The 20,345-nt window shown below is 61.2% G+C and carries 15 protein-coding genes; 6 read left to right on the top strand and 9 right to left on the bottom strand.

Going from position 1 to position 20,345, the window contains the following annotated elements:
• Positions 1-4: 4 nt before the first annotated feature.
• The 3 genes from JQC81_RS15210 to JQC81_RS15200 form a co-directional block, all read right to left on the bottom strand.
• Positions 5-1,087: a type III polyketide synthase gene (locus JQC81_RS15210; RefSeq protein ID WP_312887524.1), complete on the bottom strand. Its 1,083-nt coding sequence runs from the start codon at positions 1,085-1,087 to the stop codon at positions 5-7.
• Positions 1,088-1,216: 129 nt separating this feature from the next.
• Complete coding sequence (locus tag JQC81_RS15205) at positions 1,217-2,137, bottom strand: DMT family transporter (RefSeq protein ID WP_203272647.1); 921 nt, start codon at positions 2,135-2,137, stop codon at positions 1,217-1,219.
• Positions 2,138-2,230: 93 nt separating this feature from the next.
• Positions 2,231-2,542, bottom strand: coding sequence for a hypothetical protein (locus JQC81_RS15200; protein WP_203272646.1), 312 nt, complete (start codon positions 2,540-2,542; stop codon positions 2,231-2,233).
• Positions 2,543-2,817: 275 nt separating this feature from the next.
• On the opposite strand from JQC81_RS15200, the gene purT reads away from it, so the two are divergent.
• Positions 2,818-3,990, top strand: coding sequence for a formate-dependent phosphoribosylglycinamide formyltransferase (gene purT / locus JQC81_RS15195; RefSeq protein WP_203272645.1), 1,173 nt, complete (start codon positions 2,818-2,820; stop codon positions 3,988-3,990).
• 10 nt (positions 3,991-4,000) lie between these two features.
• Here purT and JQC81_RS15190 read toward each other — a convergent pair whose 3' ends face one another.
• The gene (locus JQC81_RS15190; RefSeq protein WP_246520445.1) at positions 4,001-5,467 is read right to left on the bottom strand and encodes a peptide ligase PGM1-related protein; all 1,467 of its coding nucleotides are present in this window, start codon (positions 5,465-5,467) and stop codon (positions 4,001-4,003) included.
• 279 nt (positions 5,468-5,746) lie between these two features.
• Between JQC81_RS15190 and JQC81_RS15185 the strand changes: the two genes are divergently transcribed.
• Genes JQC81_RS15185 through JQC81_RS15175 form a run of 3 tightly spaced genes read left to right on the top strand, consistent with a single transcriptional unit; the run spans position 5,747 to position 10,067 of the window.
• Positions 5,747-8,587: a PAS domain S-box protein gene (locus tag JQC81_RS15185; protein WP_203272643.1), complete on the top strand. Its 2,841-nt coding sequence runs from the start codon at positions 5,747-5,749 to the stop codon at positions 8,585-8,587.
• Complete coding sequence (locus JQC81_RS15180; RefSeq protein WP_203272642.1) at positions 8,587-9,018, top strand: response regulator; 432 nt, start codon at positions 8,587-8,589, stop codon at positions 9,016-9,018. The genes JQC81_RS15185 and JQC81_RS15180 overlap by 1 nt, the downstream gene beginning before the upstream one ends.
• Positions 9,015-10,067 carry a sensor histidine kinase gene (locus JQC81_RS15175; RefSeq protein WP_203272641.1) on the top strand — a complete coding sequence of 351 codons (1,053 nt, stop codon included), beginning with the start codon at positions 9,015-9,017 and terminating at the stop codon, positions 10,065-10,067. The genes JQC81_RS15180 and JQC81_RS15175 overlap by 4 nt, the downstream gene beginning before the upstream one ends.
• Before the next feature lie 90 nt (positions 10,068-10,157).
• On the opposite strand, the gene JQC81_RS15170 is transcribed toward JQC81_RS15175, so the two are convergent.
• Together JQC81_RS15170 and JQC81_RS15165 are read right to left on the bottom strand one after the other, a co-directional pair.
• Positions 10,158-12,581: a cellulose binding domain-containing protein gene (locus tag JQC81_RS15170; RefSeq protein WP_203272640.1), complete on the bottom strand. Its 2,424-nt coding sequence runs from the start codon at positions 12,579-12,581 to the stop codon at positions 10,158-10,160.
• Between the two features lie 201 nt (positions 12,582-12,782).
• Positions 12,783-13,025, bottom strand: a complete 243-nt coding sequence (locus JQC81_RS15165; RefSeq protein WP_203272639.1) for a hypothetical protein — start codon at positions 13,023-13,025, stop codon at positions 12,783-12,785.
• Between the two features lie 512 nt (positions 13,026-13,537).
• On the opposite strand from JQC81_RS15165, the gene JQC81_RS15160 reads away from it, so the two are divergent.
• On the top strand, positions 13,538-15,181 hold the full coding sequence (locus JQC81_RS15160; RefSeq protein WP_203272638.1) for a Na/Pi cotransporter family protein: 1,644 nt from the start codon (positions 13,538-13,540) through the stop codon (positions 15,179-15,181).
• An 8-nt stretch (positions 15,182-15,189) separates the two neighbouring features.
• On the opposite strand, the gene JQC81_RS15155 is transcribed toward JQC81_RS15160, so the two are convergent.
• Positions 15,190-15,390: a hypothetical protein gene (locus tag JQC81_RS15155; protein WP_203272637.1), complete on the bottom strand. Its 201-nt coding sequence runs from the start codon at positions 15,388-15,390 to the stop codon at positions 15,190-15,192.
• Positions 15,391-15,530: 140 nt separating this feature from the next.
• On the opposite strand from JQC81_RS15155, the gene gcvA reads away from it, so the two are divergent.
• The gene (gene gcvA / locus JQC81_RS15150; RefSeq protein ID WP_203272672.1) at positions 15,531-16,457 is read left to right on the top strand and encodes a transcriptional regulator GcvA; all 927 of its coding nucleotides are present in this window, start codon (positions 15,531-15,533) and stop codon (positions 16,455-16,457) included.
• Between the two features lie 17 nt (positions 16,458-16,474).
• Here the strand turns inward: gcvA and mdoH are convergent, their stop codons facing one another.
• Both mdoH and JQC81_RS15140 read right to left on the bottom strand, forming a co-directional pair.
• Positions 16,475-18,670 carry a glucans biosynthesis glucosyltransferase MdoH gene (mdoH, locus tag JQC81_RS15145; RefSeq protein ID WP_203272636.1) on the bottom strand — a complete coding sequence of 732 codons (2,196 nt, stop codon included), beginning with the start codon at positions 18,668-18,670 and terminating at the stop codon, positions 16,475-16,477.
• On the bottom strand, positions 18,646-20,196 hold the full coding sequence (locus JQC81_RS15140) for an OpgD/OpgG family glucan biosynthesis protein (protein ID WP_246520442.1): 1,551 nt from the start codon (positions 20,194-20,196) through the stop codon (positions 18,646-18,648). The genes mdoH and JQC81_RS15140 overlap by 25 nt, the downstream gene beginning before the upstream one ends.
• Between the last annotated feature and the right edge of the window lie 149 nt (positions 20,197-20,345).

Below are 20,345 nucleotides of genomic sequence, written 5' to 3'. Positions count from 1 at the left end.
GGCGTTACCCTGCGATGTCGAACCGGAAGGTTTCGGCGACTAGCCCAGGGCCGAAGGCCATGCCGAATCCTCTCGAATCCGGCGGCGCCTGCTGCATCATGCGACCCAGCACGAACATCAGGGTGGCGGACGACATGTTGCCGAAATCCCGCAGAACCCCGCGGGACCAGCGCAAGGCATCCGGCTCAAGCTCTAGTCCCTGCTCGACCGCGTCGAGGATCGTGCGCCCGCCCGCATGAACGGCCCAGAGGTCGAATTCGTTTTTCTGCTGGCCACGTAGGATGCCTCCGTCATCGTTGCGGGTTGCCTCATGGCGGAGCGATTTCGCGATCTGCTGCGGCACCTCACCGGACAGGCTCATCTGAAAGCCGGCATCGCCGATGCGCCACGTGATGAGATCCCTCGTATCCGGAATGGTCGCGACGCGAAAATCCTTGAGGGCAATGCCGCGTGGCTCGGCCGTCACGAAGCTCGCGGCGCATCCGTCGCCGAAGAGCAGAGCCCCCAGGATCACCTCAAGATCGGAGGTTTCCTGAAGATGAAGGGTACAGAGCTCCAGATTGACGACCAGCACCTTCGCGGAGGGTTCCGACCGGACGATGTGGTGCGCCAACTTCAATGCGTTGACGGCCGCCGCGCAGCCCATGAATCCGACCATGGTGCGCTCGATGGAGGGGGTGAGGCCGAGGCGTGCCATCAGCTGCTGATCGAGCCCCGGAGCGGTAAAGCCCGTGCAGGATGCTACGATAAGATGGGTGAGTGAGGGGAGTTCCTCGCCAAGATCAAGAGCCTCGACAGCCCTCTCGGCAAGATCAACCGCATGGGTTTCAAAACGGCTCATCCGGGCAGCAGTCCCGGCAAACTGCCCCGGTTGGAAGAAACCCTCCTGATCGGCAGCCACGTTCAGGTTCTCACTGGGCGTGAGGGTTGAGTAGCGATGCTCGATGCCGGAGCGCTGCACCATGCGCCTGAACAGAAGCTTGTCCTTTCGCTCGGGCAACAGGTTGTCGACAAAACCGATGAAGGTCTGATGGACGTCATACTCAGGCACAGCCGTGCCGATCCGATTGATATAGGCGCCTGTCACGAAATCCACCCTGCCTGTCTGGCCCTTGACTGAGGACCAAGCCCCAATGATTGCCGCTCAGGGACATAGGGCACGGGGCAGGCGAGTGAACGCGGATGCGGCAGAAGTCGCACCTCTGTGATGTCAGCCTCAGTGCGAGGTGGATGTCGCCGCCGGCGCGGGAGGTACGGTCTCAGGCAAGGAATCTGCCTCCGGCCGGCCACGCTTGAGCGTCTGCTCGCGGGCGAAGATGAACAGGCCGGCTGCAACCACGATCACGATGCCGAACAAGGCCAGTGCGTCAGGCCATTCCTCGAAGAAGATGGCTCCAATTGCCAGGGCCCAGAGGATCTGACTGTACTGGGTCGCCCCGAGGCGGTCGGCCGGAGCGTACATCGTCGCCACGATGAACAGGGCCTGTGCGACGAAGGCTGTCGCGGCAAAGGCGAGGAGCAGGATCCACTGATGCCCTGTGGGCCAGGCAAAGCCCGGAATCATCAGCACCCCAGCCAGGAGGGTCGTCGCCAGGAATACGGTGCTGATCAGGGTGAACCGTTTTTCCGTATGGCCGATCATGCGGCCGGCAATGACCCCTCCGGCTGCGCATAAAGCAGCCGCAAGGGCTGCAATATGACCGGGCAACAGTTCCTTGAAGCCGGGACGTACGATGACCAGCACCCCAACGAAGGCGGCGCACACGGCAAGGCCACGCCGCCAGCGCACATGCTCCTTCAGGATGAAAATGGAGAGGACCGTCACCAAGCTCGGCATGAGGAACAGGAGCGCGAAAGCCTCAGCAAAGGGCAGGCTCCGGAACGCCATGACGCTGAGCGGCGTCGTGGCCGCGATCAGGAAGACCCTGAGCCCCATGAGCCAGGGCCTATTCCAGCGCACCATGTCGAGCACGCTGTCGCCCGTTTTCATGAAAACGGGCGAGAGGATCAGCGGGATGAGATAGCCGAAGAAGGTCACCTCGAACGGGTCGAGGCCATGGCCGATCTCCTTCACGATGGCGTCGCCCCAGGCGAAGACCGCAAAGGCAAGGAAGGCGAGAACGATACCTTTGGCCATGTTCGGGCAATCCCGCTGGAGGAGATGTTAGAAAAGGCAAAGGCGCCAGCCGATCGGGCCAGCGCCACCGGGCGGGAGAACAGGATAACAGGCTTATCGCGGCATGACGAGGCGAGGGCGCTTCCGTTCTACCACCACGACCTTCGAGCCCTCATTACGTTCGGGCATGGAGAAACGGTCTGCCAAGCGCATGGGTCGACGGACCGGAGCCGGAACTGCAGCCTTCATGACCTCGGGGCGGACCTCGTCCTCGGACATTCCCATGAGCTGCGCGGCGATCTCGATCTGGCTCTCAACATCGTCCGTCAGGCCCTGGGCCGCCGCAATCGCTTCCTCAAGGGCAGGAGGGTCGACTCGGGTCACGCGCCGGTTCTGGGTTTCGGAAGATTTCTTCTTGGCTAGCATAGGGTTTCTCCTGGGCAGACCCTTAACTCACGAAGCTCATGTTTGCGTAGTGCATGGTTGAGACGGCAGGGCTGCACTGAGCGCAAGCGAGGCTGAAATCCCCTCGATGCTCATGAACGCCGCTGGACGAAAGCGGATCCATGACGAACCTCGGAAAATGGCCAGGAACAAAGCTTTTTCAGGAGAGGCTCTCACGGTCCGGGATCGACTCGACCCTATGGATCGGCTACGGAATCCGATGTATCGCCGTTCGGTTACAAACGAAGGAGCGCCTCGTGTTCACTGCCAAAATTCTCCTTCTCGGCTCCGGCGAACTCGGCAAGGAGTTCGTGATTTCGGCCAAGCGGTACGGCTGCCATGTGGTGGCCTGCGACAGCTATGCCAATGCACCGGCCATGCAGGTCTCCGATGAGGCCGAGGTCTTCTCCATGCTCGATGCCGATGCCCTGCGGCAGGCTATCGAGAAGCATAGGCCTGACTTCATCGTGCCGGAGATCGAGGCGATCCGCACCGAGGTGCTGCAGGAGTTCGAGGATAAGGGCTTTTTAGTCGTGCCTTCAGCCCGTGCGGCCTCTCTGACCATGAACCGGGACCGAATCCGCGAGCTTGCCGCCACCGAACTTGGGCTGCGCACCTCCAAGTACAGATATGCGGAGAGCCTGGAGGAGGTGAGGGCCGGGGCCGAGCATACGGGTCTGCCCTGCGTCATCAAGCCGGTCATGTCCTCCTCAGGTAAAGGCCAGAGCACCGTTCGGACGGCCGACCAGCTGGAGCAGGCCTGGAACGATGCCGTGGCGAACATGCGGGGCGACCGCAAGAAGGTGATCGTCGAAGAGTTCGTCGCTTTTGAGTATGAGATCACCCTGCTGACGGTCCGCTCCCGCGAGGGCGTATCCTTCTGCGCGCCCATCGGGCATCGGCAGGAGCGGGGGGACTACCAGGAATCCTGGCAGCCGACGCCCATGACCGACAAGCTGCTCGCCGAGGCTCAGGAGATGGCCCGCAAGGTTGTCGACAACCTGGGTGGCTACGGAATCTTTGGAGTCGAATTCTTCGTCACACAGGACGAGGTGATCTTCTCGGAGCTTTCGCCCCGTCCGCACGATACGGGACTCGTCACCCTCCTGTCCCAGAACCTTTCCGAGTTCGATCTCCACGCCCGTGCCGTCCTGGGACTGCCGATCCCGCAGGTTCGCCTGAATGGACCCACCGCATCGGCCGTGATCCTGGCGGACCGTGAGGCCGAACGGTTCTCGATTCAGGGACTGCGTGAGGCGCTGGAGCTTGCTTCCGGGGACGCTGACGTGGAGGTCCGCCTGTTCGGCAAGCCCACGAGCCGCAAGCACCGTCGCATGGGCGTTGCACTGGCGTCCGGCAGCACCGTGGAAGAGGCCCGCGAGCGGGCACGCCAGTCAGCCGATCGGGTGCAGATCACTTACGAAAGCTGATGCAGCGGAATCAGACCGTTGTGCTCTCCCGGTCGAGCACTTCGGTCGTGCGTCTGTAGAGCGCTTCCGTTTCCTCATGAGATGGAGCGATGCAGAGGACACCAAGCTTGCCGAATTCCGACAGGGCGCCGATCAGGTGGAAGACCACGCCCTTCTGGCAGGCTCCATCGAAGTGCAGCCTGTTGATTGCCGCAATGTCGATCAGGTCGCCGGGGGTGAGACCACGATAGAGCGGCGATTCGAGGTTGTCGGAGGCGTAGTAGCAACGGGGCTGACCGGCCGGGGTGAGGAAGCTTCCGGTGGCTGGGTCGTAGCAGCCATCCGTCAGGAACTCGAGCATCATGAACGGATGCGTCGTTCCCCCGCGCCTCAGGTTGATCTCAATGGCGTAGTGGCGCCACTCGTTGCCTTCCAGCACCGACAGGAAATCGATGGCGAAACGCCCGCAGACGCCTTGCTCGGCAAGCGCCCTGGCCGCTTTGAGGCCATCCTGCTGAATATCGAGGCGGTAGTGCTTGTCGGCCGGAAAGGTACAGCCGAGGAAGACCTGCCCGCTGTCGCCCCCGAGAACCTGATCGTGGGTCGAGACAGGCTCGAGCTGCCCGAGCGGGTCGATGCGGAACTGGGCCGAAGGGGAGCGCTTGACCTCTCCTTCAATGAACTCCTCCACGATCCCGCCCATGGCGCGGAGCTTCTCCTCGAACAACTCCCAGGTCATGTCCTTTGCTTCGAAGGCAAGGTGAGGAAGGCGGCTGCGGACCCAGCCTCGCAGGTCGGACACATTGGGGGCTCCCCCATAGGCGAACACCGCATTGCCCTCGCCTGAAAACCCCTCATTGAGCTTCACGACCGCTCGCTTGATGGCAGGCCGGCGCTGCCTTAGCTCCAGCAGCGCGTCCACGATCTGATCCGGCGTGAAGAGATCCTCCAAGCCTTCGGGCATCGCGATGCCGGCCTCACGGAAGATCTTCCTCGAGCCGCTCTTGGAGCCTAGCGACAGAAGGTCGGGATCGCAGCCATAGATCGGCAGATCGAGGCTGAGCGCCAGGTCGCGCTCCAGTTCCGTGACGTTGAAGTAGATCATGTAGGCGGCGGACGGATCGGGAATGGAGTCCCGGATCCGCTGCTGCAGGCGAGGGCGCTCGATGATCTTCTCGGTCAGGGAGGTGCGCGAACCATCGTGGCAGGAGAGAAGGGTCAGGCGCTTCCGGGCGTGCTGCGCAGGGATTCCCGGCAGCAGGTGCAGGTAGTAGTCGACGATCGGCTCCGGGACCGGATGGCTCGTCACATAAATGATCTGCGTCCGGGGCAGCCGCAGGAGCATCAGATAGCAGAGCATCCGCTCTTCATAGTGATGAACGCCCGAGATGTTGGCGAGAACCTCCCGATCCATGGTCAGGCTCGGAACGATGACGACCGTCCGTGGCGTGTCCTGATCCGAAAAGCCACGGAACATGGCAGCCAGGCGAGCCTGCAACTGGGCGAATTCCCCGGCTTCAGAGGAAGGCGCTGATGGGCTCGCTCCGTTCATCATCAACCCTGCATACCCTTCTATAGAGGCAACGGGCCTCAACTTTCAGCGGAACGCTTGTGGTCAAGGTTTTGTTGCGCCGCAGGCGGGATGCCGAGAGTGCCGGATTAGTCACAGATCTGGTCGTCTTTGGCGCATCCCATGGCTCTCGGACAAACAGGGCCTAAATACGCATAAGCTCCGCCCGGCTCAGACAGGGAGGCTGGCTGCTGTCCAGCGCAAGTTTTGAAGACGATTAATTTTGAGGCGCTGTTCAGCGCATCCCCCAATCCGTACGTGCTTCTAGACCTTTCCCTCAATATCGTCGGGATGAATGATGCCTACCTCAAGGTCACCATGCGCGAGCGGGAGGACCTTGTCGGGCGCAACATGTTCGAGGCCTTTCCCAGCGATCCGGACACGCCAAGCCATCGTCAGTTGCGCAACTCCTTCGAGAAAGTGATCCGCGAGAAGTTGGCCGATCATATTCCGATCATCGAGTACGCCATTCCCCTGCCCAACGGCCAGGGTTTCGAGGAGCGCTTCTGGAGTGCGACCCACACGCCGCTCTTCAACCATGCGGGCGAGATGACCTTCATTCTCCAGCATACGGTCGATGTGACCGAGCTGCAGCGTTTGAGAGTTCTGACGCGAAGCTCTACCGTTCCTCCAGTGCATTCCGCCTTGATCGAGACGGACATGTTCCGCAGGGCTCAAGCGGTGCAGGAGACCAATCAGGCTCTGACAGAGGAGCGCCAGCACCTGCGTGGCCTTTTCGAGCAGGCTCCCGGCTTCATGGCGGCTCTTAGCGGTCCGGATCATGTTTTCACAATGGCGAACGCCGCCTATCTGCGCCTGGTCGGTCGTGATGACATCGTGGGCAAACCCGTGCGGCAGGCTCTGCCCGAGGTCGTCGACCAGGGATTCGTCGAGTTGCTGGATCGTGTTTATGACGGCGGACAGCCCTTCGTCGGCCGCAGGATCCGGATCCTGCTGGCGGCTCGTCCAGGTGGCACGCCGGAAGAGCATTTCCTTGACTTCCTGTATCAGCCTCTCCTTGGTCCAGACGGGATGGTGTCGGGCATTTTCGTCCAAGGACATGATGTAACAGAGCAAAACCGAATTGAGGATGCGCTGCGGGCGAGCGAGGCTCGCTTGCGCCTTGCAATCGATGCCGGTCGAATGGCGATTTGGGAGCTCGATGCCGCAAGCGACACGCTGGTCGGCTCGCCGGAACTGTACCAGCTTCTCGGATTCGCCCCCGACGCACAGCCTTCCATCGAGGCGATTCGCGCTCGTTACTACCCTGGGGAGCGTGAGCGCATGCAGGCGGCCGCGCGAGATGTCATGGCCCGCGGTGAGCGGTTTGTGGAGGTTGAGTTTCGCTATATCTGGCCTGATGAATCGATCCGTTGGCTACTGCTGAGAGCCGAGATGAAGCTCAATCCTGACGGAACGCCCTCCAAGATCGTTGGCGTGGCTCTCGACATCACCGAACGGAAGCGGAGTCAGGAAGCTTTGCGCGAAAGCGAGCAGCGCTTTCGCTTGGTGGCAGAGAGCGCTCCGGTCATGCTGTGGATGAGCGATCAACTTGGAAAGTGTGTCTACCTCAACCGCGCGCAGCGGGAATTCTGGGAGGTCGAAGACGCTGACGTTCAGGATTTCAACTGGGGTCCGACGGTCCACCTAGATGACCAGGAAGGCCTTCTTGCTTCGCTGACCCAGGCCGTGCAGACCCATTCTACCTTCACGACCGAGGCCCGTTTCCAGCGCAGCGACGGACAGTACCGGATCATCCGAAGCGATGCCCAGCCGCGCTTCGGCTCAGAGGGCGAGTTCCTTGGGATGATCGGCGTTAACGTGGACATCACGGAAGCCCGTCAGGCCGAAAAGGCGCTGCAGGAGAGCGAAGAGAGATTCAGGGTCATCGCGAACTCGATCGATCAGTTGATCTGGGCGACGCAGCCCGACGGCTTTCACGATTACTATAATCAGCGCTGGTACGAATACACGGGTGTTCCCGAGGGGACGACCGATGGAGAAGGATGGAATGGGATGTTCCATTCAGACGACCAGGACAGGGCCTGGGGTGTCTGGCGCCGATGCCTGGAAACAGGGGAGCCCTACCACATCGAGTACCGGCTTAGGCATCGCTCGGGCGAGTACCGCTGGGTTCTGGGGCGAGCGCAGCCGCTTCGCGGCAGCACAGGACGCATCGTCCGATGGTATGGCAGCTGCACGGACATCCACGATCTCAAACAGGCCCAGGAGGAGATACGGCGGCTTGCATCCATGCTGGCCGAGCGGGTTGCCGAACTGGATGAGGCGAACGAGGAGATCCAGCGCTTTGCCTATATCGTGAGCCACGATCTCAGGGCGCCCCTCGTCAATGTGATGGGTTTCACGAGCGAGCTCGAGGCAGCCCAGGCCGAGGTGGAGCGCTTCTACCGGCAGGTCCTTGGAAAGGATCCTCATCTGGTCACGCCAGAAGCCCGCATGGCCATTGAAATGGACCTGCCGGAGGCAATCGGGTTCATCCGCTCTTCGACCGTCAAGATGGACAAGCTGATCAACGCCATCCTGAAGCTCTCCCGCGAGGGGCGGCGTGTGCTCATGCCGGAGCCGCTCAGCATGCGCCAGCTGCTCGAAGCCCAGTGCCAAAGCGTCGCACACCAGCTCCATGGGCGCGGCGCGGAGCTGCTCATTGAGGCTGTTCCAAACCTCACGAGCGATCGGCTCGCCATCGAGCAGATCTTCGGCAACCTGATCGACAACGCCGTTAAGTATTTGGACTCCAGCCGCCCTGGGCGGATCGTAGTACGGGGCAGGGACCATGGAGTAAGTGTCCAGTTCGAAATCGAGGATAACGGGCGAGGGATCGCTCCCCAGGACTTCGAACGAATCTTCGACCTGTTCCGGCGCTCCGGTGTGCAGGACCAGCAGGGAGAAGGCATCGGGCTTGCGCATGTGCGTGCGCTCGTGCGAAGGCTAGGCGGCACGATTACCGTGTCATCGCGGCTGGGTGAGGGCTCGACCTTCACGGTCGTTCTGCCAAAATACATTTCCATGACTTCGGAAGCTGCCTGATGCCCCAGCAACAGCCTGTCACCATCATCATGGTCGAGGATGATGAGGGGCACGCCCGCCTGATCGAGAAGAACATTCGCCGTGCGGGGGTCTGCAACGAGATCCGGACCTTCCCGAGCGGGACGAGTGCCGTCGACCACCTGTTCAGCGAAGAAGTCCGCAACGCCGGACCATTCCTGGTTCTGCTGGACCTGAACCTGCCGGACATGAACGGGGTGGACATTCTCATCAAGCTGAAAGCGGACGAGAAGTTGAAGCGCGCACCTGTGGTTGTGCTCACGACCACCGACGACCAGCGCGAAATCCAGCGCTGCTACGACCTTGGTGCCAACGTCTACATCACGAAGCCGGTTGAATACGAGTCGTTCTCACAGGCCATCCGGCAGTTGGGGTTGTTCCTGTCCGTCATCCAGGTTCCAGAAACCCTATGACTGAAGGCAATACAGACAGCCCGCAGATCCGGCTCCTGTACATCGATGATGACCACGGCCTTGGTCGGCTCGTCGAGCGCACCCTTTCGCGCCACGGTTTCCATGTGAGGCATGCGTTGAGCGGCGACGAGGGCTTGAGCCATCTCGCTGCGGAGCGTTTCGACGTGATCGCCCTGGACCACTTCATGCCCGGCAAGGAGGGGCTGGAAGTTCTCACGGAGATCCACAAGCTGCCCGACCCTCCACCTGTGGTCTACGTGACTGGCACTGATGAAGGCCGAATTGCGGTTGCCGCGCTCAAGGCGGGTGCTGCCGATTACGTCATCAAGGATGTCGGCGGCGTCTTCCTCGATCTCCTGCGCACGGCTGCCGAGCAGGCGCTTTCCGCCGCTCGCCTCCGGCGCGAGAAGGAAGCGGCCGAGCGTGAAATGCGCGAGGCGCGGGAGCGCGCGGAGATGCTCCTTCGCGAAGTCAACCACCGTGTCGCCAACAGCCTCCAACTCGTTGCATCCCTCGTGGCCATGCAGCAGAGGGCCCTGGGGAGTGACACGGTCGCCAAGGACACCCTCACCGAAACGCAGAGCCGGATAACAGCCATATCGCAGATTCATCGGCGTCTCTACACATCGAACGATGTGCGTTTCGTCGAGATGGATACCTATCTGCAAGGGCTGATCGAGGAATTGGAAGGTGCCATGAGGGCCGCAGGTCGCGTCCACACGATCACCGTCTTGGCGGAACCAATCGCCATTCCAACGGATAAGGCCGTGTCGATCGGTGTCATCGTGACGGAGCTCGTCACCAATGCCTTCAAGTATGCCTACCCGGAGGGTGCGTCGGGCGATATCCGCGTGGCTCTGTCGTCTTCCGGCGAGGAGGTCGTTCTTGTCGTCGAGGATGACGGCATCGGCTGGACGGGAAACGGAAAAGTGCAGGGAAGCGGGCTCGGTACGAGAATCGTGAACGCCATGGCGTCCAACCTGCATTCCGCCGTCAGGTTCGACCTGCAGCACGCGGGAACACGCGCCGTTCTGCCCTTCGCGATCTGAGGGGGATCTTTGAAGGCGTCATTGTCATAGAAAAGAGGCGCGCATGCGCTGCGCACCTCTCATTGCATGGAGTGGTGACGACGGGACCGGTCAGATCACGTAAAAGTAGCTGAATTTCAGTTCGACACCGGCCTTGAGCTTGGCGAACGCGACAGCCTGTCCGTTGCCGGATCCATCTGCATCGTAGGAAAGAACACCGGTGGTCTTGTCGTAGATCACGTGGTCGTTCTTATCCTTGGCCTCGTCGAGGCTGAAGAAGCTCTTTTTCAACTGCTTCGGCTTCGTCGCGTTGCCTGAGCCCAGCTTCTTGAAGATCGCGTTGTCGAGCCAGAAGCGATCATTCTTCACGTCGAAATCGGTGATCGTATCCAGGTTTGCCTTGGACAGGGCGGTGTCGAAGATGAAAGTATCTTTGCCCTTCTTGCCTGTCAGAATGTCCTTGCCTTCGCGTCCGGCGATCTCGTTCGATCCATCATTGCCGATGATGGTGTTGCCGATCTTGTTGCCGGCTAAGTCGATGGCTTTGTTGCCGCTGAGCGCAACCAGCTTCTTGGTGCTGCCGGCAAGCGTGTAGCTCTCGGTCGCAGTTACCTCCTTCATGCCGGCAAGCTCACGGTTGACCAGGCTGAGGGCACCCGCGACACCCGGATCGAGAGTTCGGTCTGTGCCGATCTTGAGTCCCGCCATGAGCAGATTACTATTCTCGACGACCAAGTCGAAGGGAGTGCGCACCGTAAATCCGACCGTGGTCGTCTGGCCCTTCGCAAGGTTGCCGTTCCAGGGGGCATTCTTCAACTCGTAGAGAGAGCTCGTGCTGCCGTCCTGCACCTTCTTGAGCTCGGCGCCCCAGATGGATGTGATCTCGTAGGCACTGTTCAGGAAGAGGTTCCAGCCCCCAAGGCTTGCATCGGCTTTGACCGCGACCGTGACCTCAAAGCCACCCCACCAGTTCTTTCCGGGTGTGATCACGAGCGGCCCGGCGCTCACGCCGCTGCCGGCTGTGGGCTCCGCCGCCTCGAAGAGGGCGCGATACTTCTCTTCGAGGCCAAGGTTGAACCGGAAGTCGAAGCCTTGGTTGAAGATGTCCTTGCCGTCATCGAGGCCATCGGTGTCGCCGTAGATGATATCTGCGCCGCCGCCGCCATAGAGCTTGTCGGAGCCGACACCGCCGACAACGATGTCAGCGCCACCATTGCCGAGGCCCAGATCGTCACCGCGCCCGCCGATCAGGATGTCGCGGGCATTGCCTCCGTAAAGCTCGTCATGGCCATCATTGCCATTGAGCTGGTTGAAGCCCTCGTTGCCGTACAGGCGGTCGTCACCCGTACGCCCGATGAGAGTCTCGGCACCGTTGCTGCCGAACAGATCGAGCGAGTTGCTCGCACGGCCCGAATTGCGACCATTTCCTCCCGCTGTGCCCGTCCATGTATCCTGCAGGGCGGTCGGAACAGGGGAATTCTCGGCGAGGGCGAGGACCTCCTTCATCGACATCCTCTTGCCGTCGGCAAACACGAAGGATGCTCGGGTGCTGTCGCGCAAACCGCCGAAGTCATTGATGATGATGGCGTCGTGAGTCGTGGCGCCCTTGCCCAGGATCAGCACGATCTTGTCATGGCTGGAGGTCTCAATGCGGTTTGTCACGCCACGCACGAAAGTCGCGCCGATGATCTCCGTCGAGCTGTAGCCAATGACGATTGTGTCTTCATCCGGCCTGAAATCCCAGATCAGATCGACACCGTCGCCCTTCGCATAAAAATAGGTGTCGGCACCGTCGTTGCCGTAGAGGTTGTCGCCGATCGTGACTTTCGTGAGGGTTCCGCCATCCCAAGCCAAGCGACCGTAATCCGTACCTCCAACAATGGTGTCGTTGCCGCCTTCACCCTGCATCTCGTCGTTGCCGCGGCCGCCGTGAATGATGTCGTCGCCGTCGCCGGCTTCGATCAGGTCGTCGTAGGAACCGGTCACATCCGGGCCATTTCCGTCCGGAATGGTCGGGTCTAGAACCGGCTGTTGAACAGGAAGCTGGGATGCGACTGCAGTGATCTTGTCGTCAGGTGTGTCGAGACGGAACCCGAAAGTCTGCCCGCTGAGGAGACTCAGCCGAAGCGGCTCACTCGATGCGGGATCGGACAGCGTGAACGTGGTGCTGTAGACCCCATTCGACCCGAACTCCACGAAAGCGTCGTAGGGCCCGCCGTGACCATTCACGTTGCTGGATTCGAAGCCGGCCTTGTCGCCGATCACGCCGCTGCGGCTGATCGAGGCGCCCTCGACGTTCAGCGTAGTGTTCTCGTTGAGATCCAAACCTGCAATGTTGAAATAGAGCGCTTGCAGAGTCGACAGGTTGGGATTGCTGCCCGGAGCGACGGAAACGTCGAAGACCAGCTTGCCACCAGCTTCCGTGATCCTGATGTTGAGGTCCGACTTCCCGTCCGCATGAACCGTGATGAAGCTGGTCGTCCCGGCAGAACTGCTCTGCCCGGTATTCTGCACGCTCGTTTCTACGGTAGCCATGACCTGCCCCAACGCCACGTCATATCTTGTTAAGGTTGGCCATACCTGATCTAGGGTTTAATTCAAATCGATTAGAGACATCTCTTTGAAATTACAGGCGATGTGTCACATCTTCCCCACAGGAATGTGCTGAAAACAGCGACGACATATGTTATTCCGTTGCTGAAAATATCAGATACGACTTTGGCTCTCTATATCAGGCTATTCTTCCATACGCCGCCGCTTCTGCGCTCCTGACAATCTTGAGCGGATTTCACTCACAATGAGATTCAACTCCCTCTGCAGCCGGTTCAGTCGAGACAGGACTTCATGATCAGCCATGTGAGGGGCAGCCGCGTCATCCTCCCTGCTAGGAACCTGCTGGGTCATGCTGCGCAGCTCCTCCAGAGTCGTCGGGCCGATATTGGGCACCGTCAACCATTGGGCGTCGGAGATGCTGGCCACCTCACGGATCGTCGGACATCGGCCCTGGAACTCTGCCAGGATGGCTCCCCGGACACGCCCGGAGCATTTCTCAATCGGGAATGGATCGTCCAAACCCATCTCATACCCTCGCATACTCACCAGTGGGATAGTGTCCATCAAGACTTCGACCCTCGAGACTTCGGCCCTCAAGACTTCAAACCTTAAGACTTGGCCGTGTCGATGTTCATGCGTACCGGCTAATTGTGGAAAAGAGCAGACGTCATTCCGGGGATGAGAGCATGCGTTGGGAGTAGCCAAATTGTTCCACGGCTACATCCGGTTGTCCCTCGGAGGGTAGGCGAAGCCAAATCTTTGAACCTATTAAGTAATTAGGGTTAGATCACTGCCAGGGCCAAGATGCCTCTCGATCTACCCTCATTGGGCAAAGTTCTGCGGCAGACCACCATTATTAGCCGGCAACCTTATTGCCGTCCTGGCTCTTGCGGGATAAGCAAGTCGATCGTGCCACATTGTGAGTTTTCGAGGACTGAATGTCTGCCACCTCCGTCTTGATCCACCTGTTCGGTGAGATTGCCCTGCTTCTCTGGGGCATCACGATGGTCAACAGCGGAGTGCAACGCGCTTTCGGCAGCGATCTGCGCTGGATCCTGGGAATGGCCCTGAGAACCCGCCTGCAAGCCTTCCTGGCAGGCGTCGGCGTCACGACAGTTCTCCAGAGCAGTACGGCTACGGCCCTGATGGTAGCATCCTTCACGGCCGGCGGAGCGGTGGACATCGTTCCAGCCCTTGCCGTGATGCTGGGCGCCAATGTGGGCACGACCCTGATCGTGCAGGTGCTGTCCTTCGATGTGTCGCTGATCTTCCCGGTGCTTGTCTTCGGTGGGTTCATGGCCTTCCGGCGCGGAAAGACGAGCCGGACGAAAGATCTGGGGCGCGTCGCCATCGGACTTGGGCTGATGCTGCTGTCGCTCCACCTGCTCAGCGAGACGATTCACCTGATCGAGAACTCGGTCGTCCTCAAGGAACTTCTTGCATCCATCGCCGCGGACCCATTGATCATGGTGTTCCTGTCGGCATTCTTCGCCTGGATGGCCCATTCCAGCGTCGCTGCGATGCTGCTTGTGATGTCCCTAGCCGCAGCTGGCGTTATCGGACCGGCAGCAGCTCTCGTGATGGTGCTTGGCGCCAATCTGGGCAGCGCACTCAATCCCTTCCTGGAAGCCATGGGAGGCGACCCCGCTAAGATCCGGGTGCCGGTCGGCAATCTGGCGACGCGGGTCGTCGGTTGCGCGGTGGCGCTGCCGCTGATCGATCCGATTCTGGCTGCCATGACGATGATCGACCCGGACCCGGCGCGTCTTGCAGCGAACTTCCACACGATCTTCAATGTGGTGCTGGCTGCCATCTTCATCCTGCCGCTGCCATGGATCGCAAAGCTGCTCGTCAGGCTGTTCCCGGAAAAGCTCCAGGCCTCCGATCCGGGCGTGCCGCAATATCTCGACAAGGATGCCCTGGATACGCCTTCAGTCGCCCTGTCCAACGCAGCCCGGGAGGTTCTGCGGATGGTCGATACGGTCGATGCGATGCTGCGCAGCTCACAGGATCTCTTTCGGGAGGACGACATCAGCCGCGTCGATCAGGTCAGCCGGACTGACGATGTACTGGACCGGCTGTTCAGTGCCATCCGCCGTTATCTCAGCTCCATCAATCACGAAGCTCTGAGCGAGGCGGAGGCGAAGCGCCTCTCGGACATCCTCGCCTTCGCGATCAATCTGGAACATGTGGGAGACATCATCGACAAGAACCTGATGGAGCTGGCCGCCAAGCGCATCAAGAACCACCTGCGCCTGCCCAAGGACAGCCTGGAGGACATCGCCAGCATGCATGCCAAGTTGCTGGAGCACCTGCAACTGGCGGCGTCCGTTCTCATGTTCCAGGATATCGGCTCGGCCCGCCGGCTCGTCTCCGAGAAGGAGCGGTTCCGAGATCTTGAGCGGGCGGTGGCCCAGAAGCATCTCGATCAGCTTCGGTCCGGCCGGACGGCAGGCGATACAGGCACGCTTCAGCTCGACATCGTCCGTGACTTGAAACGAATCGAGGCTCACATCGCCTCCACCGGCCATTCCCTGCTGGAGCAGAGCGGGGAGCTGAAGCCGAGTCGCCTGACATCCTGAACGCCGGGCTACTTCTGATCCTTCAGGATCCGCCAATCCATGTAGCGGACCGGTTCGGGCAGTCCGATATCGCGCCGCTCATGGTCGGACAGATGGCTCAGATCCGAGATAACCGTATCGTTTCTGAGAAGACCCGGGCGCAGCCAGAGCTTCAGGCGCAGCCAAGCATTCTCGATACCGCGCGAGCGGCGAGTCTCTTCGTACCTCATGACAGCCTACCGATTTGTTTGGCCAGAGGGCTTTCAGCACCCTCGATTGAGCACCTGTACGGTGCTCCTGTTTCAGGAGCTTGACAAAGCAAATGCCGATAGGCTGGCATAAGGCAGCCTTATGGATAATCATGCCCAAGATGCCGTCGAAATTGCCTCCTATGAGTGCCGTCCGAGTCTTCGAGGCAGCCGCGCGGCACCAGAGCTTTACGCGGGCGGCCGAGGAACTGGGCATGACCCAAGCCGCCGTGAGCTATCAGATTAAGGTTCTCGAGGACCGGATCGGCGCGCCCCTGTTCGTTCGCTTGCCGCGCCAGGTGGTCCTGACGGCGAAAGGGCGGCAACTTGCTCCTGCCGTTACAGAGGCGTTCGAAGCATTGCGCACTGCCTTTGCAGGCATCGAAGCATCGGCTCAAACGGTTCTCTCGATCTCGACGCTGACCACTTTCGCAGCCAATTGGCTCGTTCCCCGATTGGGGCACTTCCAGCAGCTTCATCCGACCATCGCCGTTCAGATCAATATCTCAGGGCAGGTGGTGGATTTCGGCCAGAGTGACTTCGACCTGGGGATCAGGAGCGGCAACGGGAACTGGCCCGGCCTGGAGGCGCATCTTCTGTTTCCGAACCTGTTCACGCCGGTCTGCAGTCCCGAGCTCATCCGGGGCATCACGCTCAAGGAGCCATCGGATATCCTGAAATTCCCGATCATCTCGCCGAACGATCCGTGGTGGCAGGACTGGTTCTCGGCCGCAGGGGTGAAGGACTTCGACCCGTCGCAGCGCCCCGACAACTATCTTGGCGCTCAGCAGTTCGAGGGCATGGCCGCCATGGCGGGGCAGGGCTTTGCCCTGATCAACCCGTATTTCTTTCCGGCGGATCTCGCGGCAGGTCGCCTCGTTCAGCCCTTCGACCTGCTCGCCACGTCCGAGCGGGGTTACTGGCTGGTCTATCCCAAAGCCCGCCGGCGCTCCCCAAAGATCGAAGCCTTCCGCGACTGGGTCCTGAGTGAAGTGGCAGCGGATGCGGAGAAGACATCCGCCCTCAGCCCCGTGGAGGCTGGGGCCTGACAGGCTCTGGATCCGGGTTACTCCGCAGCTTGGGCTTCGGCCGGTTTGGGCTTCAGATGCACCAGCATGTCGATGAGAGCGCGGTCATGGAGGACGACCATGCGTTCCTTGTTGTGGAGCCAGTTCACCGCATCGTCGATGGTCTCGGCATCAACGAGCTTGGCCTCCGCAAGGGCGCGTTCCGTCTCGATGATCCCGCGCTTGCGCGCCGGCGCCGGCGGAAGCATCTCGATGTGGCGCTCCCTCAGGGTCGGATCCTCGTAGATGGCCCTCAGGCTGTCCGCGTCGTCGAAGCCGAAGGTGATGTTGCGGGCCTGAAGCTCGTTGGCGCGCGTGGCGATGGCCGGAGGCTGATACTCCTCAGGCGTCCTGAGGAGCCCAAGCCGCTTGAGGGCGAGACCCGCTCCCAACTGGCCGCTGAGCCAGGACAGAGGGATCGCCAGAAGAAGACCGATGATCGTCGGTGACATCCACAGGAAGAGGGACGTGGCGATCATGAACGCCGAGAGACCCGCAAGGGCTCCCAGCACCGTATGAGCCCTGTGGCGACGGACGATGTCCTTGAACGGAATGGAACCGTCGTCGCGACGCTGCGGCTGCCAGCCCGTATCGCGTCCGAGCAGGATCTGAAACACCGAACCGGACTGGATGAGCATGAGGATCGGCGCCAGGAGGGCCGACAGGATGATCTCGATGGTCGAGGAGATGATCAGCCGGATGCCGCCGCCCGATGCGCGCCGATCGCTGCTGCGGATGAGCATCAGGATCAGGCCGAAGAGCTTCGGCGCAAGCAGGATCCCCATGGTCACGGCGAACAGCGTGAGGGCTCGCTCGGGGTCGAAGCGCGGCCAGATCGGATAGAGGCGGAAGTCACGGGCGAAATATTCCGGCCGGATGTAGGTGGTCTGCAGGACCAGGGCGATACCGACGATCAGTTGGAACAGCCAGAACGGCGAGGCGAGATACGACATGATGCCGGTGGCGAAGTGTTGCCGGGTCGGCAGCTTCAAGCCCTTTGCCGTGACCACCCGCATGTGCTGGAGATTGCCCTGGCACCAGCGCCGGTCACGGGCCGAGAGGTCGATGAGGGAGGGTGGGCTTTCCTCATACGATCCCTGCAAGTCCGCCAGCATGTAGACCGACCAGCCTGCGCGGCGGAGCAGGGCCGCCTCCACGAAGTCGTGGCTGAGGATGTGCCCGCCGAAGGGCGGTTTGCCCTTCAGGTCCGGCAATCCGCCATGGGCCGCGAAGGCCTTGGTGCGGATGATGGCGTTGTGGCCCCAGTAATTGCCATCGCGTCCCATCCAGACCGCAAGGCCCATGGCGATCACCGGGCCAGTGACGCGGGCGGCATATTGCTGGAGGCGGGCAAAGAGGGTGTTGCGGTTGATGATCAGCGGCAGCGACTGGATGATGCCGGCGTCGGGATCGGCTTCCATGGCGGCAGCCAGGCGCACGATGCACTCGCCGGTCATGAGGCTGTCGGCGTCGAGCACCAGCATGTGCTCGTAATGCCCACCCCAGCGGGAGACGAAGTCCGCGATGTTGCCGGCTTTGCGGTGATGGTTCTTCTGGCGATGGCGGTAATAGAAGCGCGCGCCGGGTCCCAGGCGCTCCCTCAGGGCGAGAAAGGCACGCTCTTCCGCAACCCAGGCATCCGGGTTGGTGGTGTCCGAGAGGATGAAATAGTCGAAACTGTCCCCGAGCCCGGTCGCCTGAACCGATTCATAGATCGCCTCCAGAGCCGCGAAGGTGCGGTCCGTCTGCTCGTTGTAGACCGGCATCACTATGGCGGTCTTGTGCAGGAGCGTCGAAGGCAGGGGGCCCTGATGTCCTGGGCGACGGAGCAAGGCGAGGAAACCCAGGAGCGCGCTCGTGAACGCAACGGCGATCCACGAGAAATTGACCGTGAACAGGCCGAGGAGCACCCACTGGAGCGCCGTGGTGCGGCTGACCGACACGACCTGATACATTTCCCAGGTGCCGTAGGCCGTAATCAGGAGGCCGCCGCCGAACACGAAGAGGCGCGCGAGCCATGTTCCGAGCTTCGGATGCTGCAGAAGGGGCTTGCGCTCCTCGGACGCCGACCAGCGCCGGAGCGACTGGGTCGGCATGTCGAGGTGCTTTTCGGGAGGCATAGCGGCTGCAGGCCGCTCAAGGGCGGCTACATTTTCCTTCGAATCGTGACTTACGGTGTCCAACGATACAGCCATGTCTCGCTAATCGGTTTCCCGCCTGCTTCTAGGATCAGGCGCATCTCACACGCGTTTTCGTTGCCCGGGTCAAGCTCGAATGCGACACGTACTGTCTTTCTCTCAGGATATGGCAAAAGTTTGAGGTTTTGGAACGTTCCGGGGCCAACGGTTAAGACGGATTTTAGGTCCCCCGGGAGGTTGTCACCCAGAACGTCGCCACTGAAATCGACCGCGAACCTCCGCCGGCGGCCTCCGCTGCCCCGGCCAGAGCGGGTCTGGGTGACGGTCGCGAGCGGTGGCCGCTCCGGTGCGCTCCAGCCCCAATACTGCCGATAGGCCAAGGCAACCTCGGAGCCTGCCGCCATGGGCGCTCTTGGGCGCCAGTAGGTGAGAATGTTGTCGTTGATCTCGGCGTCGGTCGGGATTTCCAGCAACTGCACGCTGCCCTGGCTCCAATTGCCCAGAGGCTCGATCCAGACACTCGGCCTGCGCTCGAAACGCTGCTCGTCATCCTGGAAGGCCTCGTAGGACCGCTCCCGCTGCAGCAGGCCGAAGCCGCGGGGAGAGTTGTCGACGAAGGCGGAGATCTGGAGCGTCTCCGGATTCTGAAGCGGCCGCCAGAGCCATTCCCCGGATCCGTTCAGCATCTGGAGCCCTGAAGAATCGTGGACAGCGGGTCGGATGTCATCCGCGTTGAGTAGGTCGTTTGGTCCGTAGAGATAGGTCGACGCAAGGCCACCCAACCCGACGTGCTCCAGGTTGACCCGGGGAAACAGGGTCGTCTCTACGTCAACGATGGTCATGTCGCCAGGGCGGAACGTCATGCGGACCGCACCGGTGGTCGACTCCGAATCGAGGACCGCATGGGCCGTGATGCTGTTGCTGCCCACGGCCGGGCGCTCCAGCCAGAAGGCGCGGAAGGCAGGGAATTCCTCACCGCGGGCTTCCGCCGGGCGCAGGGTCAGCGCCCGCGCGATGGCACCGTAGTTCTGCCCACGGGCAATGGCGCGGAAGAAGGTGCCGCCCTGCACGACGGCAAAGTCGAAGGGCCTGCCGTTGCCCATTTGGGCAATCAGCTTGAAGCCGGAATAGCGGATGTCGCCGAGGTTGTTAGGCAGATTGATCCGGCCAAAGTCGAATTGCGCGGGGTTGTAGCCGATCCGGCGAACAGCCCCATCTTCGACCAGGAAAAGCTCGACCCCGTCCCGGAACACGAATCCGCGATGGAGCGGCTCGACGGCGATTCCGCGGGACTCGGAGCTCCAGATTGGCGGCTGTGTGTAGCGAAGGGCTGCGTACTGCTCCGGATTGAGATTCGCGAAGACGTCCGGCAGGTCGTTGGCGGGCGCAGCGAACGGCTTCTTGGCAAGCTGGCGAGCAATGTCGACCACGACCGCCGGATCGAAGCGTTGATTCTCCCCCATCCTGGCCGAAATCGTCTCCTGAGGCGTCTGCGCTCTGAGGGCTGGCGCGAATGCCAGCCCGGCGGCGGAGGCACCGAAATAGGCCAGCATATCGCGCCGGCGAGGATGGAAGGGGGACATGCCCCTTGGCGGTACCGGCACAGTTATACTCTTGCGTGTACGAAGGCTCTTCAGCCAAACAAGTGGAATGCCTTATACATATCGTCAATCGTGAGCACGAAGTAAACGCGGCCATTGGGCAAACTGCCGGATTGCTCATGAAACGATTG

This window comes from Microvirga arabica, assembly GCF_016811235.1.
Lineage (GTDB): Bacteria > Pseudomonadota > Alphaproteobacteria > Rhizobiales > Beijerinckiaceae > Microvirga > Microvirga arabica.
Note: the sequence above shows the minus strand (reverse complement) of the source record. Positions and strands in the feature narration are given on the sequence as shown.